Genomic DNA, 19745 nt, shown 5'->3' on the forward strand with positions numbered 1-19745 from the left:
TTGGCCAACTCTCGGAGCATCTGACGGTACGCTTCGGCAGGGGCTACAGCTTGCCGAACCTCAAGCGAATGCGGCGATTCTATCAAACCTACGCGGTTGCTCCAGAGTCGCCAACGCCAGGCATTGAAAACCACGATCAAATAATTGGCTCCGCACTGTGGAGCCAATTGGTGCCAACAACGCATCCTCAATTCCAACAGGTGCTTGGCTGGTCTCATTATCGGTTGCTGATGACCGTATCCGACCCCGCCGCACGCTCCTTCTACGAAGTCGAGGCCGCACGCGAAGGCTGGTCTAGCCGCGAACTCGAGCGACAGATCGCCTCACTCCATTACGAGCGAGATCGATCTCAAGCTCGGCAAGCTCACTCACCGTGATCTTGGTCAATTGCAGATGTATGTGAACTGGTACGACCGCACCCAACGTGAGATTCACGAGGAGCCGACCGTCGGTATCGCGCTGTGTTCGCGTAAGAACGACGCGGTCGTGCGCATGACGTTGCCGGAAGGGGAGAAACGGATCCTGGCGGCGCGGTATGAGGTGCTGTTGCCGAGCGCAGCTGAACTTGAGGCTGTGGTTCAAAAGGGCAGACAGGCGGCGATGGTTAGGCGCTGAGCCTTCTCCTCAGCGGCCTCGCTTCTGCGCGAACAGCCACGCCCAGAAATCCTGATCACCGTAGGCCGGATCCCAGGCCCCATGCCCGACACCCGGGTATTCGGTGAAGTGCGCCTCGTTGCCGGCGGCCCGCAAAGCCGCCGCCATCCGCCGCGACTCCGACGGCGGGATCACCGTATCGTCGGCCCCGTGGAAGATCCAGGTCGGTGTCGCGCCGACCAGCCGCGCCGTCTCCGCGTACGGATCCGCCAGGCCGACGGTCGCCGGCAGCTGCACGACCGATGTCGCGCCGCCCGGCGGCGGCACGATGCCCCCGCACACCGGCGCGATCGCCGCGAACTTCCCGGGCTGTTCGGCCGCTAGCAGCCACGTGCCGTAGCCCCCGAGCGAGAGCCCGGTCAGGTAGAGCCGGTCCGCGTCGCCGTGGAATTCGGCGACGGCGGCGTCGAGCGCCGCCAGGGCCAGCGACGCCATGTCCCCGGTCCAGGTGCACCCTGCCGGCAGCTGCGGCATCACGACGATCGCCTCGAAGCGCTCGCGGCTCCAGCGGATCGCCGACGGCAGGCCGACCTGCGTCTGCCGCAGCCCGTCGTCGCCGCGTTCGCCGCTGCCGTGCAGGAACAGGATCACGGGCCAGGCGCGGTCCGGCGTGAAATCGGACGGCACGTAGACCTGGTAGCGGTGGGCACGTCCGTCCTGCGTCAGGGTGCGGTCGAGGAAGCCGGTGGCGTTGCCGCCGGCCGCCGTGACCGCGGCGCTGAACAGCGTCATGATCAGGCCTCCCGCCAGCAGCCAGCGTTTCATTGCGGCACCTCCGGTGCGTCGAACTCGGCGCCGTTGGTGCGGACCACCTCGGCGTAGTAGCGCGCGCTGGCCTTGGGCGTGCGCTTCTGCGTGGCGAAGTCCACGTGGATGATGCCGAAGCGCTTGGCGTAGCCGCAGGCCCACTCGAAGTTGTCCAGCAGCGACCAGGCGAAGTAGCCGCGCACGTCGGCGCCGTGGGCGATCGCCTCGCGCAGCGCGCGCAGGTGGCCGCGGAAATAGGCGACCCGGCGCCGATCGTCCAGCCCTTCGCGGGGCGACGTGTCCGGATCCGGGAAGGCCGCGCCGTTCTCGGTGATGTACAGGGGGATGCTCCCGTATCGCTCGCGGATCCAGAGCAGCATGAGGGTCAGGCTCGCGGGGTGGACCTCCCACGACAGATCCGTGTGCTCGACGTCCGGCTGGGGCACCGAAACGGCGCGCAGGAAGGGCACGCCGTCGTCGTGGCGCACCACCGCGCGGGTGTAGTAGTTGATGCCGAGGAAGTCGAGCGGCTCGCGGATCAGGGCGAAGTCGCCCGCCGGGTGATCGGGCCAGGCGTTGCCGTAGATCGCCGGCATTTCCTCGGGGTAGCGCCCCAGCAGCAGCGGGTCCAGGTACAGGCGGTTCATGGCGGCGTCCGCACGGGCGGTCGCGGCCACGTCGGCCGGATCGGCGCTGGCGGGGTACTTGGGCTCGATGTTGACGACGATGCCGACCCTGGCGCGCGGCGACTCTTCGCGCACCGCACGCACCGCGGCGCCGTGGGCCAGCAGCAGGTGGTGCGCGGCGCGCATGGCCGCGGCGGGGTCGTGGCGGCCGGGCGCGTGGACGCCGTGCAGGTAGCCGGCGTCGACCACGACCCACGGCTCGTTCAACGTCGACCACATGCCCACCCGGTCGCCGAGCGCGCGGGCGAGGACGCGCGCGTAATCGGCGAAGCGGTCCACGATCTCGGGATTCGTCCAGCCGCCGGCGGCCTCGAGCGCCTCGGGCAGGTCCCAGTGGTACAGCGTCAGGTTCGGCGTCAGGCCGCGCTCGAGCAGGCCGTCGACCAGCCGGTCGTAGAAGGCGAGGCCGGCGGGATTGACCGCGCCGCGGCCGTCGGGCTGCACGCGGCTCCACGCGACGCTGAAGCGGTAGGCGTTCAGGCCCATCCCGGCCATCAGGTCCACGTCCTGCCGCCAGAGACGGTAGTGGTCGCAGGCGACGTCACCGGTGTCGCCGTCGTGGGTGCAGCCGGGCGTGTGCGAGAAGACATGCCAGTTGCTCGGGCCGGCGCCGTCGGCCAGCGGCGAGCCTTCGATCTGGTAGGCCGAGGTGGCCGCGCCCCACAGGAAGCCGGCGGGGAAACCCTTCCCTGGCGTCACGACGCGCTCCCGGGGCTGTCGCCGAGGATCGCCTCGACGCGGTGGGCGCGACCGTCGCGCGCGACCGGCACGCGCACGCCGCCGCCCGTGCAGGCCAGCGGCTCGCCGTCGAGCGTGGCGGAGACCACGCCGCGGGCGCGGCCGTCGGGATTGAGCACCGCGATGTCGTAGGTCGTCGCGCCGTCCGGGGCGCGCCAGGCGATCCCGTAGCGCGGCCAGTCGTCGGGCACGCAGGGGCGCAGTTCGAACGCGTCGCCGCCCGCGAGCCGGAAGCCCAGGATCGACTCCAGCGCGGTGCGGTGCATCCAGCCCGAGGAGCCGGTGTACCAGGTCCAGCCGCCGCGGCCGACGTGCGGCGCGGCGCCGTAGACGTCCGCGGCGACGACGTAGGGTTCGACCTGGTAGACGGCGACGCGGGCCGCGGTGTCGGACAGGTTGACCGGGTTGATCGCCTCCAGCAGGGCCAGGGCGCGGTTGTTGCGGCCGGCCTCGGCCACGGCGCGCACGAACCACAGGGCGGCGTGCGTGTACTGGCCTCCGTTCTCGCGCACGCCCGCAACGTAGCCCTTGATGTAACCGGGGTCGTGGGGCGTGTCGACGAAGGGCGGCGTCAGCAGGCGGATCAGGCCGTGCTCCTCGTCCACGAGATGCTTCTCCACCGCGTCGAGCGCGGCGGCGGCGCGGTCGGGCCGCGCGACGCCGGAGAGCACCGACCAGGACTGGGCCAGCGCGTCGATGCGGCACTCGCTATCGCCGGCGGTGCCGTGCGGCGCGCCGTCGTCGTAGTAGCCGCGGCGGTAGCAGGCGTCGTCCCAACCGTCGCGCTCGACGGCCTCGCGAAGGCGAGCGGCGTGCTCGCGGTAGCGGCGGGCGCGGGCGGCGTCGCCGCGCTCGTCGCAGAACGGCGCGAAGGCTTCGATGACGGTGCAGAGGAAGAAGGCCATCCACACGCTCTCGCCGCGGCCCTCGCGGCCGACGCGGTTCATGCCGTCGTTCCAGTCGCCGCAGCCGAACAGCGGCAGGCCGTGCGCGCCGACGGACAGGGAGCGGTCCAGGGCGCGGCAGCAGTGATCGTAGAGATCGGCGCCCTCGCCGGACGGCATTGCCTTCACGAAGCGCTCGTCCTCGCCGACGTCCAGCGCCGGCGCGTCGAGGAACGGCGCGACCGCGGCCATCACGCCGCGGTCCCCGGTGGCGCGCACGTAGTCGGCGGCCAGCAGCGGCAACCACAGCAGGTCGTCGGCGAAGCGGGTGCGCAGGCCGCGGTCGTCGGGGGTGTGCCACCAGTGCAGCACGTCGCCCTCGCGGAACTGGTGGCCGGCGTGCAGCAGGATCTGGCCGCGCAGCGCCGCGGGCAGCAGCGGCGCCAGCGACGAGGCGTCCTGCAGCTGGTCGCGGAAGCCGAAGGCGCCGCCGGACTGGTACAGCGCCGTGCGCCCCCAGATCCGGCACGACAGCGTCTGGTAGGGCAGCCAGCCGTTGACCATCAGGTCCAGCGCCGGCGCGGGGGTTTCGACCCGCACCGCCGACAGCAGCTCACGCCAGAATCCGGTCACCGCGTCGAACTCGCGGCGCCAGGCGCCGGCGACGGTCATCGCCGCCGCCAGATCGCGGGCCTCCGCCTCGCTCGCGGCGTCCCCCAGCAGCAGCACGATGTCGGCGCTCTCGCCCGGCATCAGCTCGAAGGTCGCCTGGTGCGAGAAGCAGGCGTCGAGACCCGCGCCGATCCGGCCCGGCAAGTCGCCGCGGCGCAGGACCTCGGGGCAGGACGGGTCGCCCCCGGCGCCCAGGAAGGCGGCGCGATCGCCGCAGCCGTGCAGCCGCGCCCGGCCGCCATCCGCGTGAACGGCGCCGAAGGCCGCGCGTTCGGCGTGCGGCCCGGCCTGGCGGTTGCGCGCGAACAGCAGGCCGTCGCCGTCGCCGCGCGCTGTCACCACGTACCGGCCGTCGGACGCGGGGCGGTCGCCCAGGACCAGGCGGCTGTGGGCGAAGACGGACAGCCGGCGCAGCGACGGGCCGCGGTTGGTCACGCCGACGCGGACGAAGCGCACCGGCTTGTCGCGCGACACGAACAGCAGCGTGTCGAGGGCCAGGCCGCGGCTCTCGTGGAGGCAGCGGCTGTAGCCGAAGCCGTGGCGCATCTCGTAGTCGCCCTCGCCGGGCCGGGGGCCGGGCAAGCAGGACCAGAAGACGCCGTCGTCCTCGTCGCGCACGAAGAACGACTCGTCGTGGGGGTCGCCGACCGGATCGTTCGCCCAGGGCGTCAGCCGGCGCTCGCGGCTGTTGACGCTCCACGTCGTGCCGGCGCCGGTCTCGCTGACCAGGAAGCCGAACGACTCGTTCGCCACCACGTTGACCCAGGGTTGCGGCGGCAGGACCGGGCGGCCGTCGCGGCCGCGGGTGAGCCGGATCACGTACTCGCGCCCGTCCGCAGCGAAGCCGCCGCAGCCGTTCCAGCGCTGCAGCGAGTCTGCCGCGTCCGGCAGCGGCGGCGCGGGGGCGTGGGTTGTCGCGGCGCGGGGCCAGACCGGCGGCGCGGTCGGTTCCGCGGGGATCCCGGCGAGGTCGGGCATGCGGTCCCGGACCACCAGGAGGGCGCGGGACAGGATGAGGTCGATGTCGTTCCCGTCCAGTTCGTGAACGCCGTCCAGCTCGATCAGCGACACCGCCAAGCCGAGCGACCGCCAGTAGCGCGACGCGGCGCGCAACCTCTCCTGCAGGGCCGGGTCCGCGCCCGACCGCGCGTCCAGCACGACGAGGATCGCCTCGCCGTCCAGGCCGAGCCGGGCGAGGTCGCCGGGCCCGGCCGTCGCGCGCGCCAGCGTGTCCGGCGCGGCCCGCAGGCGAGGGTCGCCGTAGAGCATCGCGCCGGCGAGGTCCTGCAGGTAGGCGGCTTCGGCAGTCGTGAGACCGGCCCGCTTCAGATCGAGGCGAGCCGACTCGCGGGCGTTCGCGATGGCCATCGCCGCCCGGCGACGGCCGGACGGACCGCAGACCAGGGCCAGGGCCGCGTCCCGGTCCCGGGCGGCTCCCAGCAGGGTGCTGCAGGCGACGTTCTCGTCAGGATCCAGGGTGAGGGTCCGGCGCAGGGCGACCACGGGATCCAGCACGTTGCCCGTGGTGCCGGACAACGAACCGGTCGCGGTCAGGGCAGCCGGTTGGAGCAGGCTGCCGCCGCGGCCGAGGAAGCGGTGGCGGTCCGTCTCGTATTCGGGGGTATCGTCCCCCAGATCGGCCAGGACCAGCCAGGGCGGGGATTCGTCCGCCCCGCGGGGCCGGCGGCGGACCAGCAGGGCCCGCGACGAAGCGTCGAACTCCGTCTGCAGGAACAAGTTGGAAAAAACGGGGTGCGAGGCGTGGGCCGCCGCTGGCGCCAGGACGACCTCGGCGGCGATGGTCAGGTCCAGCCAGCGCCGCCTCCCGGACCGGTTGGTCAGCGTGACGCGCCGGATCTCACAACCATCGGGGTCGACGCAGACCTCCAGGCGGGCGGCGATCCCGGCCTGTTCGTGCTCGATCGTGTAAACGCCTGGCTCCCAGACGGCTCGCCGGACCGCGCCCGACCGGCCCATTCCCGGCTTTCCCAGAACCCAGTACTGACAATTCTCACGATCCCTGATATAATAGAACGATCCATCGCCATCGGTGATGCGGTCGCTTCGCCACAGGGTAAGGTTCACGCCATTTTGGGCCGTGAAACCGGTCCCTTGGGCTGTGATCAGGGTGGTCGTGCCGGCGGCCGACAGCAGGGCGGCGGGAGGGGACGGCCGGCAGGGGTCCGGAATGCGGGGCAACCGACCGTCGTCCATCTGCAGCAACTCCCGGCACGGGGTACGGCGAGGCGGATCAGGTCGTGGTCCCCTCGAATTCCAGGCAACGATTAGGTGATTTCAGCCCATTTGTCAATTGGGGGGTTGACAGAAGGTTGAATTTATGAAACCGTTTACATCGCGCTCACGGAAACCACATCCGCAGCGCAGTTCACCGGTGCGCGCGCGACAGGGATGGCGCGCGGTCGTCAAGCAGGAGGCGCGGTCGGGAGAAGATAGATGGCCACGATCCGAGATGTCGCCAAGACAGCCGGGGTATCGATCGCCACCGTGTCGCGAGTCTTCAACGGCAACACCGCCGTCAGCGAGGACACCGCGACGCAGGTCTGGACGGCGGCGTCGGCCCTCGATTACTGGCCCAACGGCGCCGCCCGCAGCCTCACCACCAGCCGCTCCAACACCCTCGGCGTCCTGCTCCCCGACCTCTACGGGGATTTCTTCTCCGAAGTCATCCGCGGCATCGACCAGCTGGCCAAGCGCGAGAAGTACCAGACCCTGGTCTCCGGCTCCCACGCCAGCGTCGAGGACGTCCTGACCGCCACCCGCGCCATGCGCGGCCGCATCGACGGCCTGGTCATGATGGCCCCGGACAGCATCACCGTCGAATCGGTCACCAAGATCCGCCGCCGCCTGCCGGTGGTGCTGATCAGCCCCCCCTTCGCGGTCGACGGCTGCAGCTCGGTGTCCATCGCCAGCTTCTCGGGCGCCCGCGCCGTGGTGGCGCACCTGGTCGGGCTCGGCCACCGCGAGATCGCGATGGTCGCCGGGCCCGCGGGCAACGTCGATGCCGAGGAGCGCCTGCGCGGCTACTATCGCGGCCTGGCGGAGGCGGGGATCCTGCCGCGCGCCGAGCTCGTCGTGCAGGGGGATTTCCGGGAGTCCTCGGGCTACGCCGCCGCGGCGGCCCTGCTGGACCGGCGGCCGCGGCCGACCGCCGTCTTCGCGGCCAACGACTGCATGGCCATCGGCCTGATGAGCGCCCTGGGGAACGCGGGCCTGTCGGTGCCGCACGACATGGCGGTCGTCGGCTTCGACAACATCACCATGGCCCAGTACATGCGCCCCCCCCTGACCACCGTCCACGTCGACGCCTACGCCCTCGGCCAGAAGGCCGTGCGGCTGATGCTCGACACCCTGTCCGATCCCGAAGGCGAGAAGGTGACCGTCCAGACCATCGATGTCGTCCTGAAGGTGCGCAGCTCCTGCGGGGCGAAACCCGCCGTGGCGACGAACACCACGCTCGGTGCGGAGGCGGATCAACAGCGATGAATACCCATCGGCACGCCAACGTCGCAGTTACCCAGGAGGTCCCAACCGTGAAACGCATGACCATGTTGTTGCTGGTGGCCGCGGCGTTCATGTCCGCCGCCGCCGTCCAGGCGCAGACCGTCCGCGAGGACGCCATCTGGGCCCGGACCACGACGGCCACGATCGCTCTCGACGGCGTGCTGAACGAGGCCGCCTGGGCCGCCGCCGAGTCGAAGACCGTCGAGTTCGGCGCCGACTCCGGCATCCCCGGCAGCGGCTGGAAGATGGAGGCGGGCTGGCCGCCCGTCGACGCCACCGTCGCGAACATGAAGTTCCTGGTCAACGGCAACCAGCTCTACGTCGGCTTCGAGGTGCAGGACAAGTCGGTGGGCGGCTCCGTGGAGTTCAACCGCTTCGACGGCTTCATCATGGGCCTCAAGGACCACGCCGTCCTCGGCACCTACAAGCCCGTCGCCGAGTACGTGTACGCCTTCTGGAACCTCGGCGGCACTCCCGACCCGCAGCCGGCCACGCAGCAGCCCAGGTTCTACGGCCGCTGGGGCAGCTTCGACCCCGCCGTGCCCCGCACGCCGGAGCAGATCGCGGCCTGGGACGCCGTCACCGTCGTCCACGGCGTCAAGAACAGCGACACGGTCGACGACACCGGCTACACCGTCGAGATGCGCTTCGACCTGGCCGTCATGGGCTACGACGTGACGCAGCCCGGCGGCGACATCGTCGAATGGAACGTCTCGGTCTACGACTGCGACTGGTTCTGGCCGATCGACCCGCTGCGCTTCAGCGCCGCCCGCGTCTGGTGGCAGGGCCCCTGGGGCAACGCCGCCTGGTACAACGAGGTCCGCATCCACGCGAGCCCCGACGTGACGACCGCGTCCGGCCCCGTGCCCGTCGTCGAGCCCGAGTTCGTCATCACCGAGATCAACGCCACGCCGACGATCGACGGCGTCCTGAACGAGGCGGCCTGGTCGGATGCCGGCATCTTCTCGGTCGACATCCGCCACGGCGACGACGCGCTGCGCGAGAGCTACCCCGGCGTCGCGTCCGCCCGCGCCGGCGAGTACCAGCCGGCGGTGAACGGCGGCACGGCCTTCGTGCTCGACCCCGCCGACGTCACGGTCAAGATGTACGTCAAGGGCGACATGCTCTACGTGGGCCTCGAGGCCCGCGACATGGTGGTCCAGTACCACCCCGATTTCAGCCGCTGGGACGGCCTGCTGCTCACGATCAACGACCGCGACGACCGCGGCAACGACAACAACCTCACCGGTCGCCGGCTGGCGTTCCAGGTGGGCGCCGACGGCTCCGCGGTCCCCCAGGACTACCTGGCCAGCATGGTGGCCGAGACGACGGCCCAGGTCGCCGTGTCCCTGATGGCCGGCACGTCGGTCGACACGCTCGGCCTCGAGCCCGACACCGGCTACACGGCCGAGCTCGCGATCGACCTCACGGCCCTGGGCTACCCCAGCGGCCTGGGCGACCGCGCGTTCTTCCCGGGCCTCACCGTGCTCGACGGCGACTCGTTCCTCCCCGCCACCGACAGCTACGGCACGCGCACCTGGTGGTTCCGCGAGTACGAGGGCACCTGCTGCGCCGCCTGGGTGCACCTCGCCCCGAACGCCACGGGCGTGAGCGACGGCGGGCAGGACGGGGGCTACGCGTCGGCGCGGGCCTCGCAGAACGCCTCGTCCCGGCCGCTGATCATGTATGCGATGCCCCAGCGCAGCCAGGTGACGATCGAGGTGTACGACGTCATGGGCCGCACGGTCGAGCGCCGCCAGCTCGGCGTCCAGGGCGACGGCGAGCACGCGGTCCCGCTGTTCGAGGGCGGCGACCACGCCGCCGGCCTGTACCTGTACCGGCTGCAGATGGTGGATCCGGAGACCGGCGCCGAGCGCGGGACGCTGCGCGGCAAGACGATCTTCCTGAAGTGACCGCACGCGGGCGCGGCGGCGCGGGGGGGACCCCGCGCCGCCGGGTCCGCAACCACGGAGGATGACCAGACGTGAGTTGTTCCGCCCCGGCGAGATTCATCCGTCTGACCCTGACCTGCCTGCTGCTGCTCGCCGCCGCGGCGACGGTGCGGGGCGGCACCACCGGCCGCATCGCCGGCCGCATCCTCGACGTCGACGGCAAGCCCGTGGCGGCCGCCACCGTCGTGGTGGTCGGCACGCGTCTCGGCGCCTACACCGACGCCGAGGGGCAGTACAGCATCCTCAACGTGGCGCCGGGCGCCTACGACCTGAAGATCACGCGCCTCGGCTTCGACCCGCTGACGATCCGCAACGTGACCGTGTCCTCGGACAACACGACCCGCCAGGACGTCAAGCTGGGCGAGACGACGCTCCGCGCGGCCGAAGTCGTGATCACCGCCGAGCGGCCGCCGGTGGAGCTCGCCATGACGAGCTCCCAGACCACGCTGACCAGCGAGGACATCGAGGCCCTGCCGGTGCAGGAGCTGAACGACGTCGTGAACCTGCAGGCGGGCGTGGTCGACGGGCACTTCCGCGGCGGGCGCACGGGCGAGGTCCAGTACCAGGTCGACGGCGTCAGCGTGAACAACGCCTTCGACAACAAGTCCATCGTCTCGGTCGACCGCTCGCTCCTGCAGGAGGTGCAGGTCATCAGCGGCACCTTCGACGCCGAGTACGGCCAGGCCATGAGCGGCGTCGTGAACGCCGTGCTGAAGCAGGGGACCGAGGAGTTCGCCTGGAGCGGCGAGGCCTACACCGGCGGCTTCGTCTTCCCCGGCCGCGGCGACGACCGCCGCACCGACGAGACGATCCACCCCACGGGCATCCTGAACTTCCAGGCGTCGGCCAGCGGGCCGACCCCGCTGCGCGACACGGTGTTCCTGGCCAGCGCCCGCCGCTCGATCTTCAACGACTACATCTACGCCACGCGGCGCTTCCTGCCCACCGACGACAACGACTTCGCGCGGATGGAATTCAACCCCTCCGGCGACAACGAGTCGGTCCCGCTGGGCTACAACCGGGAGTGGAGCGGCGTCGTCAAGCTGACCAACACCTCCTTCGCGGGCCTGAAGCTCAACTACCAGGCCCTGGTCGGCTGGAACGAGAGCCGCCGCACCACCTGGGCCTACCGCTTCAACCCCGACGGGCTCTCGAAGCAGGACCGCTTCTCCATCACCCACGGCCTGGATCTCACCCGCACCTTCGGCGACGCCACGTACCTCGACCTGAGCATCCGCGAGAACTTCGTCGAGTACGAGGACTTCGCCTTCGCGGACGTCTACGACGCGCGCTACGACGCGGGCGGCGGCGCCGAGGGCACCGTCAACTACGAGTACGGCGCCGTGGTGGAGGGCTACGACTTCACGCGCTTCTACCAGAAGACCGACGACTGGGTGATCAAGAGCGCGCTGGTCAGCCAGGTCTCTCAGGAGCACCAGCTCAAGACGGGCTTCGAGGTCAGCGCACCCGAGGTCCAGTACGGCACGCCCGGCCACCTGGTCTTCACCAGCGAGAGCGTCGACGGCGAGGTCGTCGAGCAGCTGACCCGCTACCTCAACCGGCCGCCGACCTTCCTGCCCGTGCAGACCTACCACCCGCGGATGGGGGCCGTCTTCCTGCAGGACCAGGCCGAGTACCCCGACCTCAAGGTGCGCGTGGGCCTGCGCCTGGAGTACTTCGACGCGAACTCGACCATCCCCAGCGACCTCGCCAACCCGGCGAACGCGATCGAGGGGGCCCCGCTGTCGCACCCGCAGGACACGACCGTCAAGATGGCCGTCTCCCCGCGCATCGGCGTCGCCTACCCCATCGAAGACTACGCGGCCATCCACTTCGCGTACGGCCACTTCCGGCAGTTCCCGGCCATCGGCACCATGTTCAACAACGCGAACTACGACGTCGTGGCCAACCTGCAGGCGGGCGACGAGTCCCGCATCGGCGTGCTCGGCAACCCCGACGTGCGGCCCGAAACGACCGTCCAGTACGAGATCGGCTACAAGCACGCCGTCAACCAGGACTTCGGCTTCACGGTGACGACCTTCTACAAGGACGTCCGCGACCTGCTGGGCGTGGAGTTCGTCGACACCTACATGGGCGTGCCCTACGCCCGGTTGACCAACGTCGACTTCGGCAACGTCTTCGGCGTGACCGTCAGCCTCGACCACCGCCGCCTCGGTCCGGCCGGCGTCTCGCTCGACTACACCTGGCAGCGGGCGATGGGCAACTCCAGCGACCCCTACGAGACCTTCACGCGGTCGACCAACGGCGAGGACGCCAACCCGCGCCTGGTGCCCTTCAACTGGGACCAGCGCCACACGCTGAACCTGACGGCTTCGCTGGCCGCGGCCGAGGACCTCGACGTGAGCGCCGTCGTGCGCCTGGTCAGCGGGCAGCCCTACACGCCGGTGATCGAGCGCGGGCACGGCAGCGGGCTGGACACCAACTCCGCCACCAAGCCGGCCGGCATGATCGTGGACCTGCGCGCCGAGAAGCGGCTGGGCGAGGGGGCCAGCGCCTTCCTGCGCGTCTTCAACGCGTTCGACAGCCGGTACTTCAACGGTTCGATCTTCGCCGACACCGGCAGCCCCTACTACTCGCGCTTCTCCGACCTGGACCGCGCCATCCTCTCGGATCCGACGCGGTTCTACCCGCCGCGGCGCATCGAGATCGGCGTCAGGATCACCGGAGGTCTGCTGTGATGCGCGAACGGAGGCCCCGCAGCATGTTTAGACCCGCCGCCGCGGCCCTCGCGGTCCTGGCCATCGCCTGGGCGGCCGCCGCCGACGTGCCCACGCCCGTCCCGCAGGAGCAGCGCGGCCGGCACACGCTGGAGCGCTCGGGCCAGCACGACGCCAACAACATCCGCACCATCTTCTGGAACTACGGCATGGTGGGCGACTACCCGGCGAACCCGTCCAACGTGGACCTGAGCGTGTTCCACTCGGCCGAGGTGCCCAAGGGCAGCGGCATGAACTACAGCGACGGCATCACGCCGTTCGTGCTGACGAAGATCGTGCAGGGCAACGGCGTCGAGTCGTACATCATGGAGACCGGCTTCCGCGAGCGGCAGGGCATCAGCCCCTACACCAACCGCATGATGCGCTTCGAACCGCGCCCGGGCTACCTGGAGTCGAACCCCGACCTCAACTCCGGGCTCTCGCCGGCCATCAGCAACGACCCGCGGACCTGGCCCGCCTCCTGGCCCGACCGCCTCGACGACCCGACCGACCCGGGCTGGCCCGGCAGCTGGAACGGCTACTTCGGCAAGCAGGTCGTGGCCGACCAGGAGAGCTACGTCGTCCTGGACGACGACTACTACGACGCCTGGTACTTCTTCCCCGACGCCCGCGATTCCACGCGCAACGGCCTGGGCCTGCGCCTCGAGGTCCGCGGCTTCCAGTGGGCCAACCCGCAGGCCCGCAACGTGATCTTCTGGCACTACGACATCACGAACGAGGGCACCACCGACTACGACGACAACGTCGTGTTCGGCCTCTACATGGACTCCGGCGTGGGCGGCGCGGCCCTCTCCTGCGACGGCATCTACGAGTCCGACGACGACAACGCCTACTTCGACCGCACCTTCGACGACCAGATCCTGAACCTGGTCTACACCTGGGACCGCTACGGCCACGGCCGCGACCTCAGCAGCGCCTGCGCCCGCACCGGCTACCTCGGCTACGCCTTCATGGAGACGCCGGGCAACGCCCTGGACGTCATCGACAACGACGAGGACGGCTTCGTCGACGAGCGGCGCGAGGGCGGCCCCGGCGTGCTGATCGTCGGGCAGCAGGCCATCGCCGACCACGTCGCGGCGAACTACGACCTGGCCCGCTTCGAGATCACCTACGGCCCGCTCGCGGAGATGCCCGCCTACGTCGAGGGCCTGTGGTGGACCGGCGACGAGGACCTGGACTGGGTCGCCGCCAACCACGACATCGGCGCCGATGGCCTCGACGACACCGGCGACGAGGGCGAGCGCGACGGCATCCCGACCGAGGGCGAGCCCAATTTCGACGGCACCGACCTCAACGAGTCCGACCAGATCGGCCTGACCGGCTTCCGGATCAACCGCATCCGCGCCGGGCAGGGCAACCCCGACCAGACGACCGACGGCATCGTCTTCTTCACCAACAGCGACGACTGGCCGCGGCGCCTGTACGAGCAGTTCACCGACCCCGACCCGGAGGTGCGCTTCGGCGAGCCGCTGGCCTCCAACTACAACATCGGCTTCTTCTTCGCCTCGGGCCCCTTCAAGCTGCGCGCCGGCCAGACCGAGCGCTTCAGCCTGGCCCTGGCCTACGGCGCCGACCTGGAGGAGCTGCGCCGCGGCGTCCGCACCGTGCAGCGCATCTACGACGCCAACTACCGCTTCGCCGTGCCGCCGCCGCTGCCGACCCTGACCGCGGAGGCCGGCGACGGTTTCGTGCGCCTGTCCTGGAACGACGTCTCCGAAAGCAGCGCCGACCCCGTGACGGGCGAGTTCGACTTCGAGGGCTACCGCGTCTACCGCTCCACCGACCCGGACTTCGTCGACCCCCAGGTGATCACCACCGGCACCGGCAGCGGCCCCATCGGCAACGGCCGGCCCATCGCCCAGTTCGACCTCGACAACGGCCGCAGCGGCTTCTCGACCCAGATCGTGGACGGCGTGGCCTACTACCTCGGCACCGACAGCGGCCTCACCCACACCTGGACCGACTACAGCGTGACCAACGGGCAGCGCTACTACTACGCGGTCACTTCCTACGACTACGGTTCCGAGGCGTTCGAATTCTACCCTTCCGAGAACGCCATCGCTCCCTCGCGGACCCCGCGAGGAGGGCTCGTGTTGCCGCCCAACGTGGTGGACGTGCGGCCCAATCCACGCGCACTGGGGTACGTGCCCGCGATAGCGGACACGGCCACTCAGGTGGCCGGGCGCGGCTTCGGCTCCGTTTCCGTCGCGGTCCTGAACTCGGACATCGTGCCCGACGGCCACCTGTTCAAGATCAGGTTCGCCTCCCCGTCGCCGGACAGCCTGCGCGCCACCTCCTACGCGCTGGTCGACAGCACCAGCGGCGAGGTCCTGTTCGACAGCGGCTCGGACTTCGACGCCCTGGGCATCGGGCAGGTCGGCGCGGGCATGATGCCCCTGATCCAGTCGGAACGGATCGTCACGGTGGACGAGGCGGCGTCGGGATTCTCGACCGCCGGCGCCACCGACGCCCTGCTGACCGTGCTCTACCAGACCGTGCTGCCGATCAACCGCGTGCGTCCGGGCTTCCCGGACGACCTCGTCATCCGCTTCGCCGACGCCTTCGTCGACACCTCCGTCGCGATGACGTTCTGGCCGGCGCGCCCCGCCAAGTTCACGGTCGCCGCGCTGTCGCGCGACGGCGAGAGGCCCATGAACTTCCGGTTCCGGGACATCGACGGCGACGGCACCCTCAGCCACGTCAACGACATCATCGACGTGGTCACCTACCTGCCGGAACAGCCGGGCACGCCCGTCGTGACCTGGCGCTTCCAGCTGGCGGCCGCCACCCCGGCCCCCGCGTCCCCCCCGGGCGCCGGCGACGAGTACACGCTGCGCCTGAACCGCCCCTTCGCGGCCGACGACGTCTTCGTCTTCACGACGACGGGCTCGCGCATCGACGAGACGGCGGCCCGGACCGGCTTCGCGCCGTACGTCGTGCCCAACCCCTACATCGGCTCGGCGAGCTTCGAGCCGGAGCGCTACGCGGTCTCGGGCCGCGGCGAGCGCCGCCTCGAGTTCCGGGGCCTGACGTCCAGCTGCACGATCCGGATCTACAACGTCCGCGGCGAGCTGGTCGACACGCTGCGCAACGAGGGTTCGCTGGACGGCTACGTGGCGTGGAACCTGAGGACCAAGGACAACCTCGACGTCGCGCCGGGCCTGTACATCTACCACGTCCGCACCGACGACGCGCAGGAATACACGGGCAAATTCGCGGTCATCAAATGAGCGCGAGGAGAGACATGAAGCGAGCGGCGCTTGTACTGCTGACGGTGCTCATGAGCGGCCAGGCCCAGGCCCAGTCGAAGGTCGGCACGACCATCGGCCAGTTCCTGCGCATCGAGCCCGGGGCCCGCCACGCCGGCATGGGCAACGCCGGCGTCGGCCTGGCCGGCGGCGTCGAGGCGGTCTACTTCAACACGGGCGCCATCGGCCTGCCGGAATCCGCCGAGCTCCAGTTCACGCACAGCCTCTGGTTCGCGGACATCAGCTACGACTACGCGGCGGTGCTGCTGCCCGCCGGCGGCGGCAACCTGTTCGCCAGCATCACCTCGCTCAAGTCCGGCGACATCGACGTGCGCACCGTCGACGAACCCCTCGGCACGGGCGAGAAGTTCAACGTGGGCAACGCCGCCTTCGGCCTGGGCTACGGCCGCCGGGTCACCAGCCGGTTCACCGCCGGCATCCAGCTGAACTACGTGAACGAGCGCGTCTGGCACACGTCGACCAACGTGCTGACCTTCAACGCGGGCACCCACTACCGGCTGACCGAGGACGGGACCAGCATCGGCTTCTGCCTGACGAACATCGGCACGCAGGGCCGCTACACCGGCCGCGACCTCGCCATCCAGTACGACGAGGACCCCGACGCCCACGGCGACAACAGCGCCCTGCCCGGCGAGCAGTCCACCGACCGCTTCCCGGTGCCGATCCAGTTCCGCCTCGGCGTCTGCGTCCCCTACTGCCTCGACGACGACAACCGGCTGCTGTTCGTCTGCGACGCCCTGCACCCCAACGACAACTCCGAGAGCGTCAACCTGGGGGGCGAGTGGTCCTGGCGCGAGCTGTTCGCGCTGCGCCTCGGCTACCAGACCCTGTTCCAGGAGGATTCGGAGCAGGGCCTGACCGCCGGCTTCGGCGTCGGCGGCGACCTCGGCGCGAACCGGTACCAGTTCGACTACGCCTGGGCGAGCCACGAGTACCTCGAAGCGACGCACCGGATGACGTTCCTGATCAAGTTCTAGCCCACGGACCGGAGGAGCGGACATGAAGAGCACCAGGCAGCGCGACCCCGGCCGGCGGCATCTCCGGGCGGCGACCTTCGTCGCCGCGCTGGCGGCGGCCGTCCTGCTGGCGGCGGTCCCCGCCGCCTGGGCCCTGACCACCCCCGCGCTGCTGGACACCCTGCAGCACACCGCGTTCGACTATTTCTGGGAGGAGGCGAGCGCGGGGTCCGGCCTGATCAAGGACGGCAGCCAGGACTGGTCCGTCTGCAGCATCGCCGCCCAGGGCTTCGGCTACTCCGCCTACTGCGTCGCCGTGGACCACGGCTGGGTCACCCGGGCGGCGGCCCGCGACCGCATCATCCGCGGCCTGGAGACGCTCTGGAGCGTGCCCCAGGGCACCGCCGCGACCAACGTCAACGGCTACAAGGGCCTCTACTACCACTTCCTCGACCTGAACACGGGCGTCCGCACCTGGGACTGCGAGCTGTCGTCGATCGACACGGCGCTGCTGATCGCCGGCGTCCTCGACGCCAAGGAGTACTTCGACGCTCCCGACGAACCCGAGACCCACCTGCGGGCCCTCGCCGACTCCATCTACTACCGCGTGGACTGGGATTTCATGCGCAACGGCGGCAACGGCATCCGCATGGGCTGGAAGCCGGGGACGGGCTTCGCCGGCTACGGCGACTGGGTCGGCTACAACGAGGCGATGATCCTCTACATCCTGGCCATCGGCTCGCCCACCCACCCGGTGCCCGCCTGGACGTGGAATTTCTGGACGCTCGGCTACTGGTGGGGGACCCAGTACGGGCAGACCTACGTCATCTTCCCGCCGCTCTTCGGGCACCAGTACAGCCACTGCTGGATCGACTTCCGCCAGATCCAGGACGCGTACATGAGGAACCGGGGCATCACCTACCACGAGAATTCCCGCCGCGCCACGCTCGCCGCGCGCGCGTACTGCATCGCCAACCCGGGCGGCTGGGTCGGCTACGCGGGCGACGTGTGGGGGCTGACCGCCTCGATCGATCCCGACGGCTACGTGGCCCACGGCGCCCCGCCGGGCCAGAGCGACAACGGCACGATCTCCCCGACGGCCGCCGGCGGCTCGATCGCCTTCGCGCCGGAGATCGTCATCCCCACGCTGCACAAGTTCTGGGACTCCTTCCGACTGGCCCTCTGGGGCGAGTACGGCTTCAAGGACGCCTTCAACCTGTCGCGTTTCTGGTGGGCGCAGGACTACCTGGGCATCGACCAGGGTCCCATCATCATGATGATCGAGAACTACCGCACCGGGTCGATCTGGGAGCGCTTCGGGGGCAACCCCGACGTCTGCCGCGGCCTGGAGCTGGCCGGCTTCACGGCGGCGACGGCCGTTGCGGTCGGCGACGGGGCCGCCGCCGGCCTCGAGCTCGGGCAGAACACGCCGAACCCCTGCCAGGGCACCACGACCGTCGCCTACAGCCTCGCGCAGCCGGGTCGCGTCGCGCTCAGCGTGTACGACGCCCGCGGCAGGCTGGTCCGCACCTACATCGACGAATCGCAGGACAAGGGGGGGCACCAGGTCGTCCTCGACTTCGAGGGTCTGCCCAGCGGTGCCTATTTCTACTCCCTGGAGTCCGACCGGGAGAAGGTCTGGAAACGTTGCATCCTGGTGCGCTGAGAGGGAGACCGCGGCCGAGATGCGTCAGGAGAGGAGGCGGTGAGGCAAGAAACGGAATGACACGGATCCGCAAGAGTTCGAGTTAGAACGATCAACAACAGGGAGACTCATCATGAAAACGACCCACAAGCTGATGCTGCTGGCGCTGCTGCTGGCCATCTCGTCGGTGGCCCTGGCCACCAACGTCCCCAACAGCGCCACGATCACCACGCGGATCTGGAACGACTGCCCCCTGGGCACCGTCACCAGCACCAACAACTACGGCACCCTCGTCTCCATCCACGAGCAGAAGGTGATGTGCGGCGCCGGCTGGGGCAGCCGCCACAACTGGCGCTTCGCCGACGGCGGCGTCTCCCAGAACTTCGCCAACGGCGACGGCTTCAGCTACAGCTGCGACCTGACCATCAGCGGCACCGGCGAGGCCGAGGCCACGCTGGCGATCGCTCCGTGGTGGTCCCAGGCCGTGGGCGGAGCCTTCAACTTCCGCACCAACGACGGTGAGATCGCCTGCTTCGGCGGCCGCCTGCCCTTCTACTCCTTCACCGGCTCGCAGGGCCTGCACTACGTGAAGGGCGAGACCGTGCACGCCGAAGTCGTGTACATGCCCAACAGCCTCACCGCGCTCTCCCCGGCGACCATCGAGTACAAGGTCACCATCGGCGGCACGCTGTATTCCAGCGGCGCGCTGAACTTCGACATCGGCAACCCCGCCGAGGGCTACGGGGCCTGGGGCATGCTCGACAACGCCCAGGTCGGCGGCGACTTCCTGCAGTTCCTGCAGGAGGGCGACCTGAACGGCTTCGTCCAGGTCGACTGGGCGAACATCGTGTTCCAGGACCTGGGCACCGTTGCCAACGAGGACATGACCTGGGGCACCGTGAAGACCCTGTACCGGTAATCGGCAGAACTTCACTTCCGCTCTTAGGGGGAGACCCGGCGCAAGCCGGGTCTCCTGTCGTCGAGGGAGGCTGTTGCCCGTTCCCCGCAGGTGGGTTAACGTTCGGCGATCATCGACGCGGAGGGATGTCATGACGGGCGGCGATCCCAGGCTCTTCCGGCACGGCGAGGTGCGCGTGACCGTCGACCCCGACGGCTTCATGGTCCACCCCGACGACTGGACCCCCGCGATCGGCACGGCCTTCGCCGCGGCCGACGGCCTGACCGAGCTGACCGCCGAGCACTGGCGGGTCTTGGAATACCTGCGCGCCTACTGGCTCCGCCTCGACCGGGCTCCGATGGTCCGCCGGCTCTGCCAGGAGAC

13 protein-coding genes are annotated in these 19745 nt (G+C 70.1%); 10 read left to right on the top strand and 3 right to left on the bottom strand.

Annotated elements, in window-relative coordinates; translation table 11 throughout:
• A partial coding sequence (locus tag Q7W29_03360) for a DUF1016 N-terminal domain-containing protein (protein ID MDO9170849.1) occupies window positions 1-377 on the top strand: 377 nt, incomplete at its 5' end.
• A gap of 22 nt (window positions 378-399) precedes the next feature.
• Window positions 400-615 carry a PDDEXK nuclease domain-containing protein gene (locus tag Q7W29_03365; GenBank protein ID MDO9170850.1) on the top strand — a complete coding sequence of 72 codons (216 nt, stop codon included), beginning with the start codon at window positions 400-402 and terminating at the stop codon, window positions 613-615.
• A gap of 9 nt (window positions 616-624) precedes the next feature.
• Here Q7W29_03365 and Q7W29_03370 read toward each other — a convergent pair whose 3' ends face one another.
• The 3 genes from Q7W29_03370 to Q7W29_03380 are packed head-to-tail and all read right to left on the bottom strand — an operon-like array spanning window position 625 to window position 6595.
• On the bottom strand, window positions 625-1419 hold the full coding sequence (locus Q7W29_03370) for a prolyl oligopeptidase family serine peptidase (protein ID MDO9170851.1): 795 nt from the start codon (window positions 1417-1419) through the stop codon (window positions 625-627).
• Window positions 1416-2786 (bottom strand): GH1 family beta-glucosidase, encoded by a 1371-nt coding sequence (locus tag Q7W29_03375; protein ID MDO9170852.1) that lies wholly within the window; start codon window positions 2784-2786, stop codon window positions 1416-1418. The genes Q7W29_03370 and Q7W29_03375 overlap by 4 nt, the downstream gene beginning before the upstream one ends.
• On the bottom strand, window positions 2783-6595 hold the full coding sequence (locus Q7W29_03380; protein MDO9170853.1) for a glycosyl transferase: 3813 nt from the start codon (window positions 6593-6595) through the stop codon (window positions 2783-2785). The genes Q7W29_03375 and Q7W29_03380 overlap by 4 nt, the downstream gene beginning before the upstream one ends.
• 240 nt (window positions 6596-6835) lie before the next feature.
• Here Q7W29_03380 and Q7W29_03385 point away from each other — a divergent pair, with 240 nt between their 5' ends.
• The 8 genes from Q7W29_03385 to Q7W29_03420 form a co-directional block, all read left to right on the top strand.
• Window positions 6836-7885 (top strand): LacI family DNA-binding transcriptional regulator, encoded by a 1050-nt coding sequence (locus tag Q7W29_03385; GenBank protein ID MDO9170854.1) that lies wholly within the window; start codon window positions 6836-6838, stop codon window positions 7883-7885.
• 47 nt (window positions 7886-7932) lie between these two features.
• The gene (locus Q7W29_03390) at window positions 7933-9816 is read left to right on the top strand and encodes a hypothetical protein (GenBank protein MDO9170855.1); all 1884 of its coding nucleotides are present in this window, start codon (window positions 7933-7935) and stop codon (window positions 9814-9816) included.
• Window positions 9817-9887: 71 nt separating this feature from the next.
• Window positions 9888-12554 carry a TonB-dependent receptor gene (locus Q7W29_03395; GenBank protein MDO9170856.1) on the top strand — a complete coding sequence of 889 codons (2667 nt, stop codon included), beginning with the start codon at window positions 9888-9890 and terminating at the stop codon, window positions 12552-12554.
• Window positions 12555-12577: 23 nt separating this feature from the next.
• Complete coding sequence (locus Q7W29_03400) at window positions 12578-15823, top strand: hypothetical protein (GenBank protein ID MDO9170857.1); 3246 nt, start codon at window positions 12578-12580, stop codon at window positions 15821-15823.
• A 14-nt stretch (window positions 15824-15837) separates the two neighbouring features.
• Complete coding sequence (locus tag Q7W29_03405; GenBank protein MDO9170858.1) at window positions 15838-16839, top strand: PorV/PorQ family protein; 1002 nt, start codon at window positions 15838-15840, stop codon at window positions 16837-16839.
• 22 nt (window positions 16840-16861) lie between these two features.
• Window positions 16862-18484, top strand: coding sequence for a glucoamylase family protein (locus Q7W29_03410; GenBank protein MDO9170859.1), 1623 nt, complete (start codon window positions 16862-16864; stop codon window positions 18482-18484).
• Between the two features lie 112 nt (window positions 18485-18596).
• Complete coding sequence (locus Q7W29_03415; GenBank protein MDO9170860.1) at window positions 18597-19382, top strand: hypothetical protein; 786 nt, start codon at window positions 18597-18599, stop codon at window positions 19380-19382.
• Between the two features lie 130 nt (window positions 19383-19512).
• A partial coding sequence (locus Q7W29_03420; protein ID MDO9170861.1) for a TusE/DsrC/DsvC family sulfur relay protein occupies window positions 19513-19745 on the top strand: 233 nt, incomplete at its 3' end.

Source organism: bacterium (genome assembly GCA_030654305.1).
Lineage (GTDB): Bacteria > Krumholzibacteriota > Krumholzibacteriia > LZORAL124-64-63 > LZORAL124-64-63 > PNOJ01.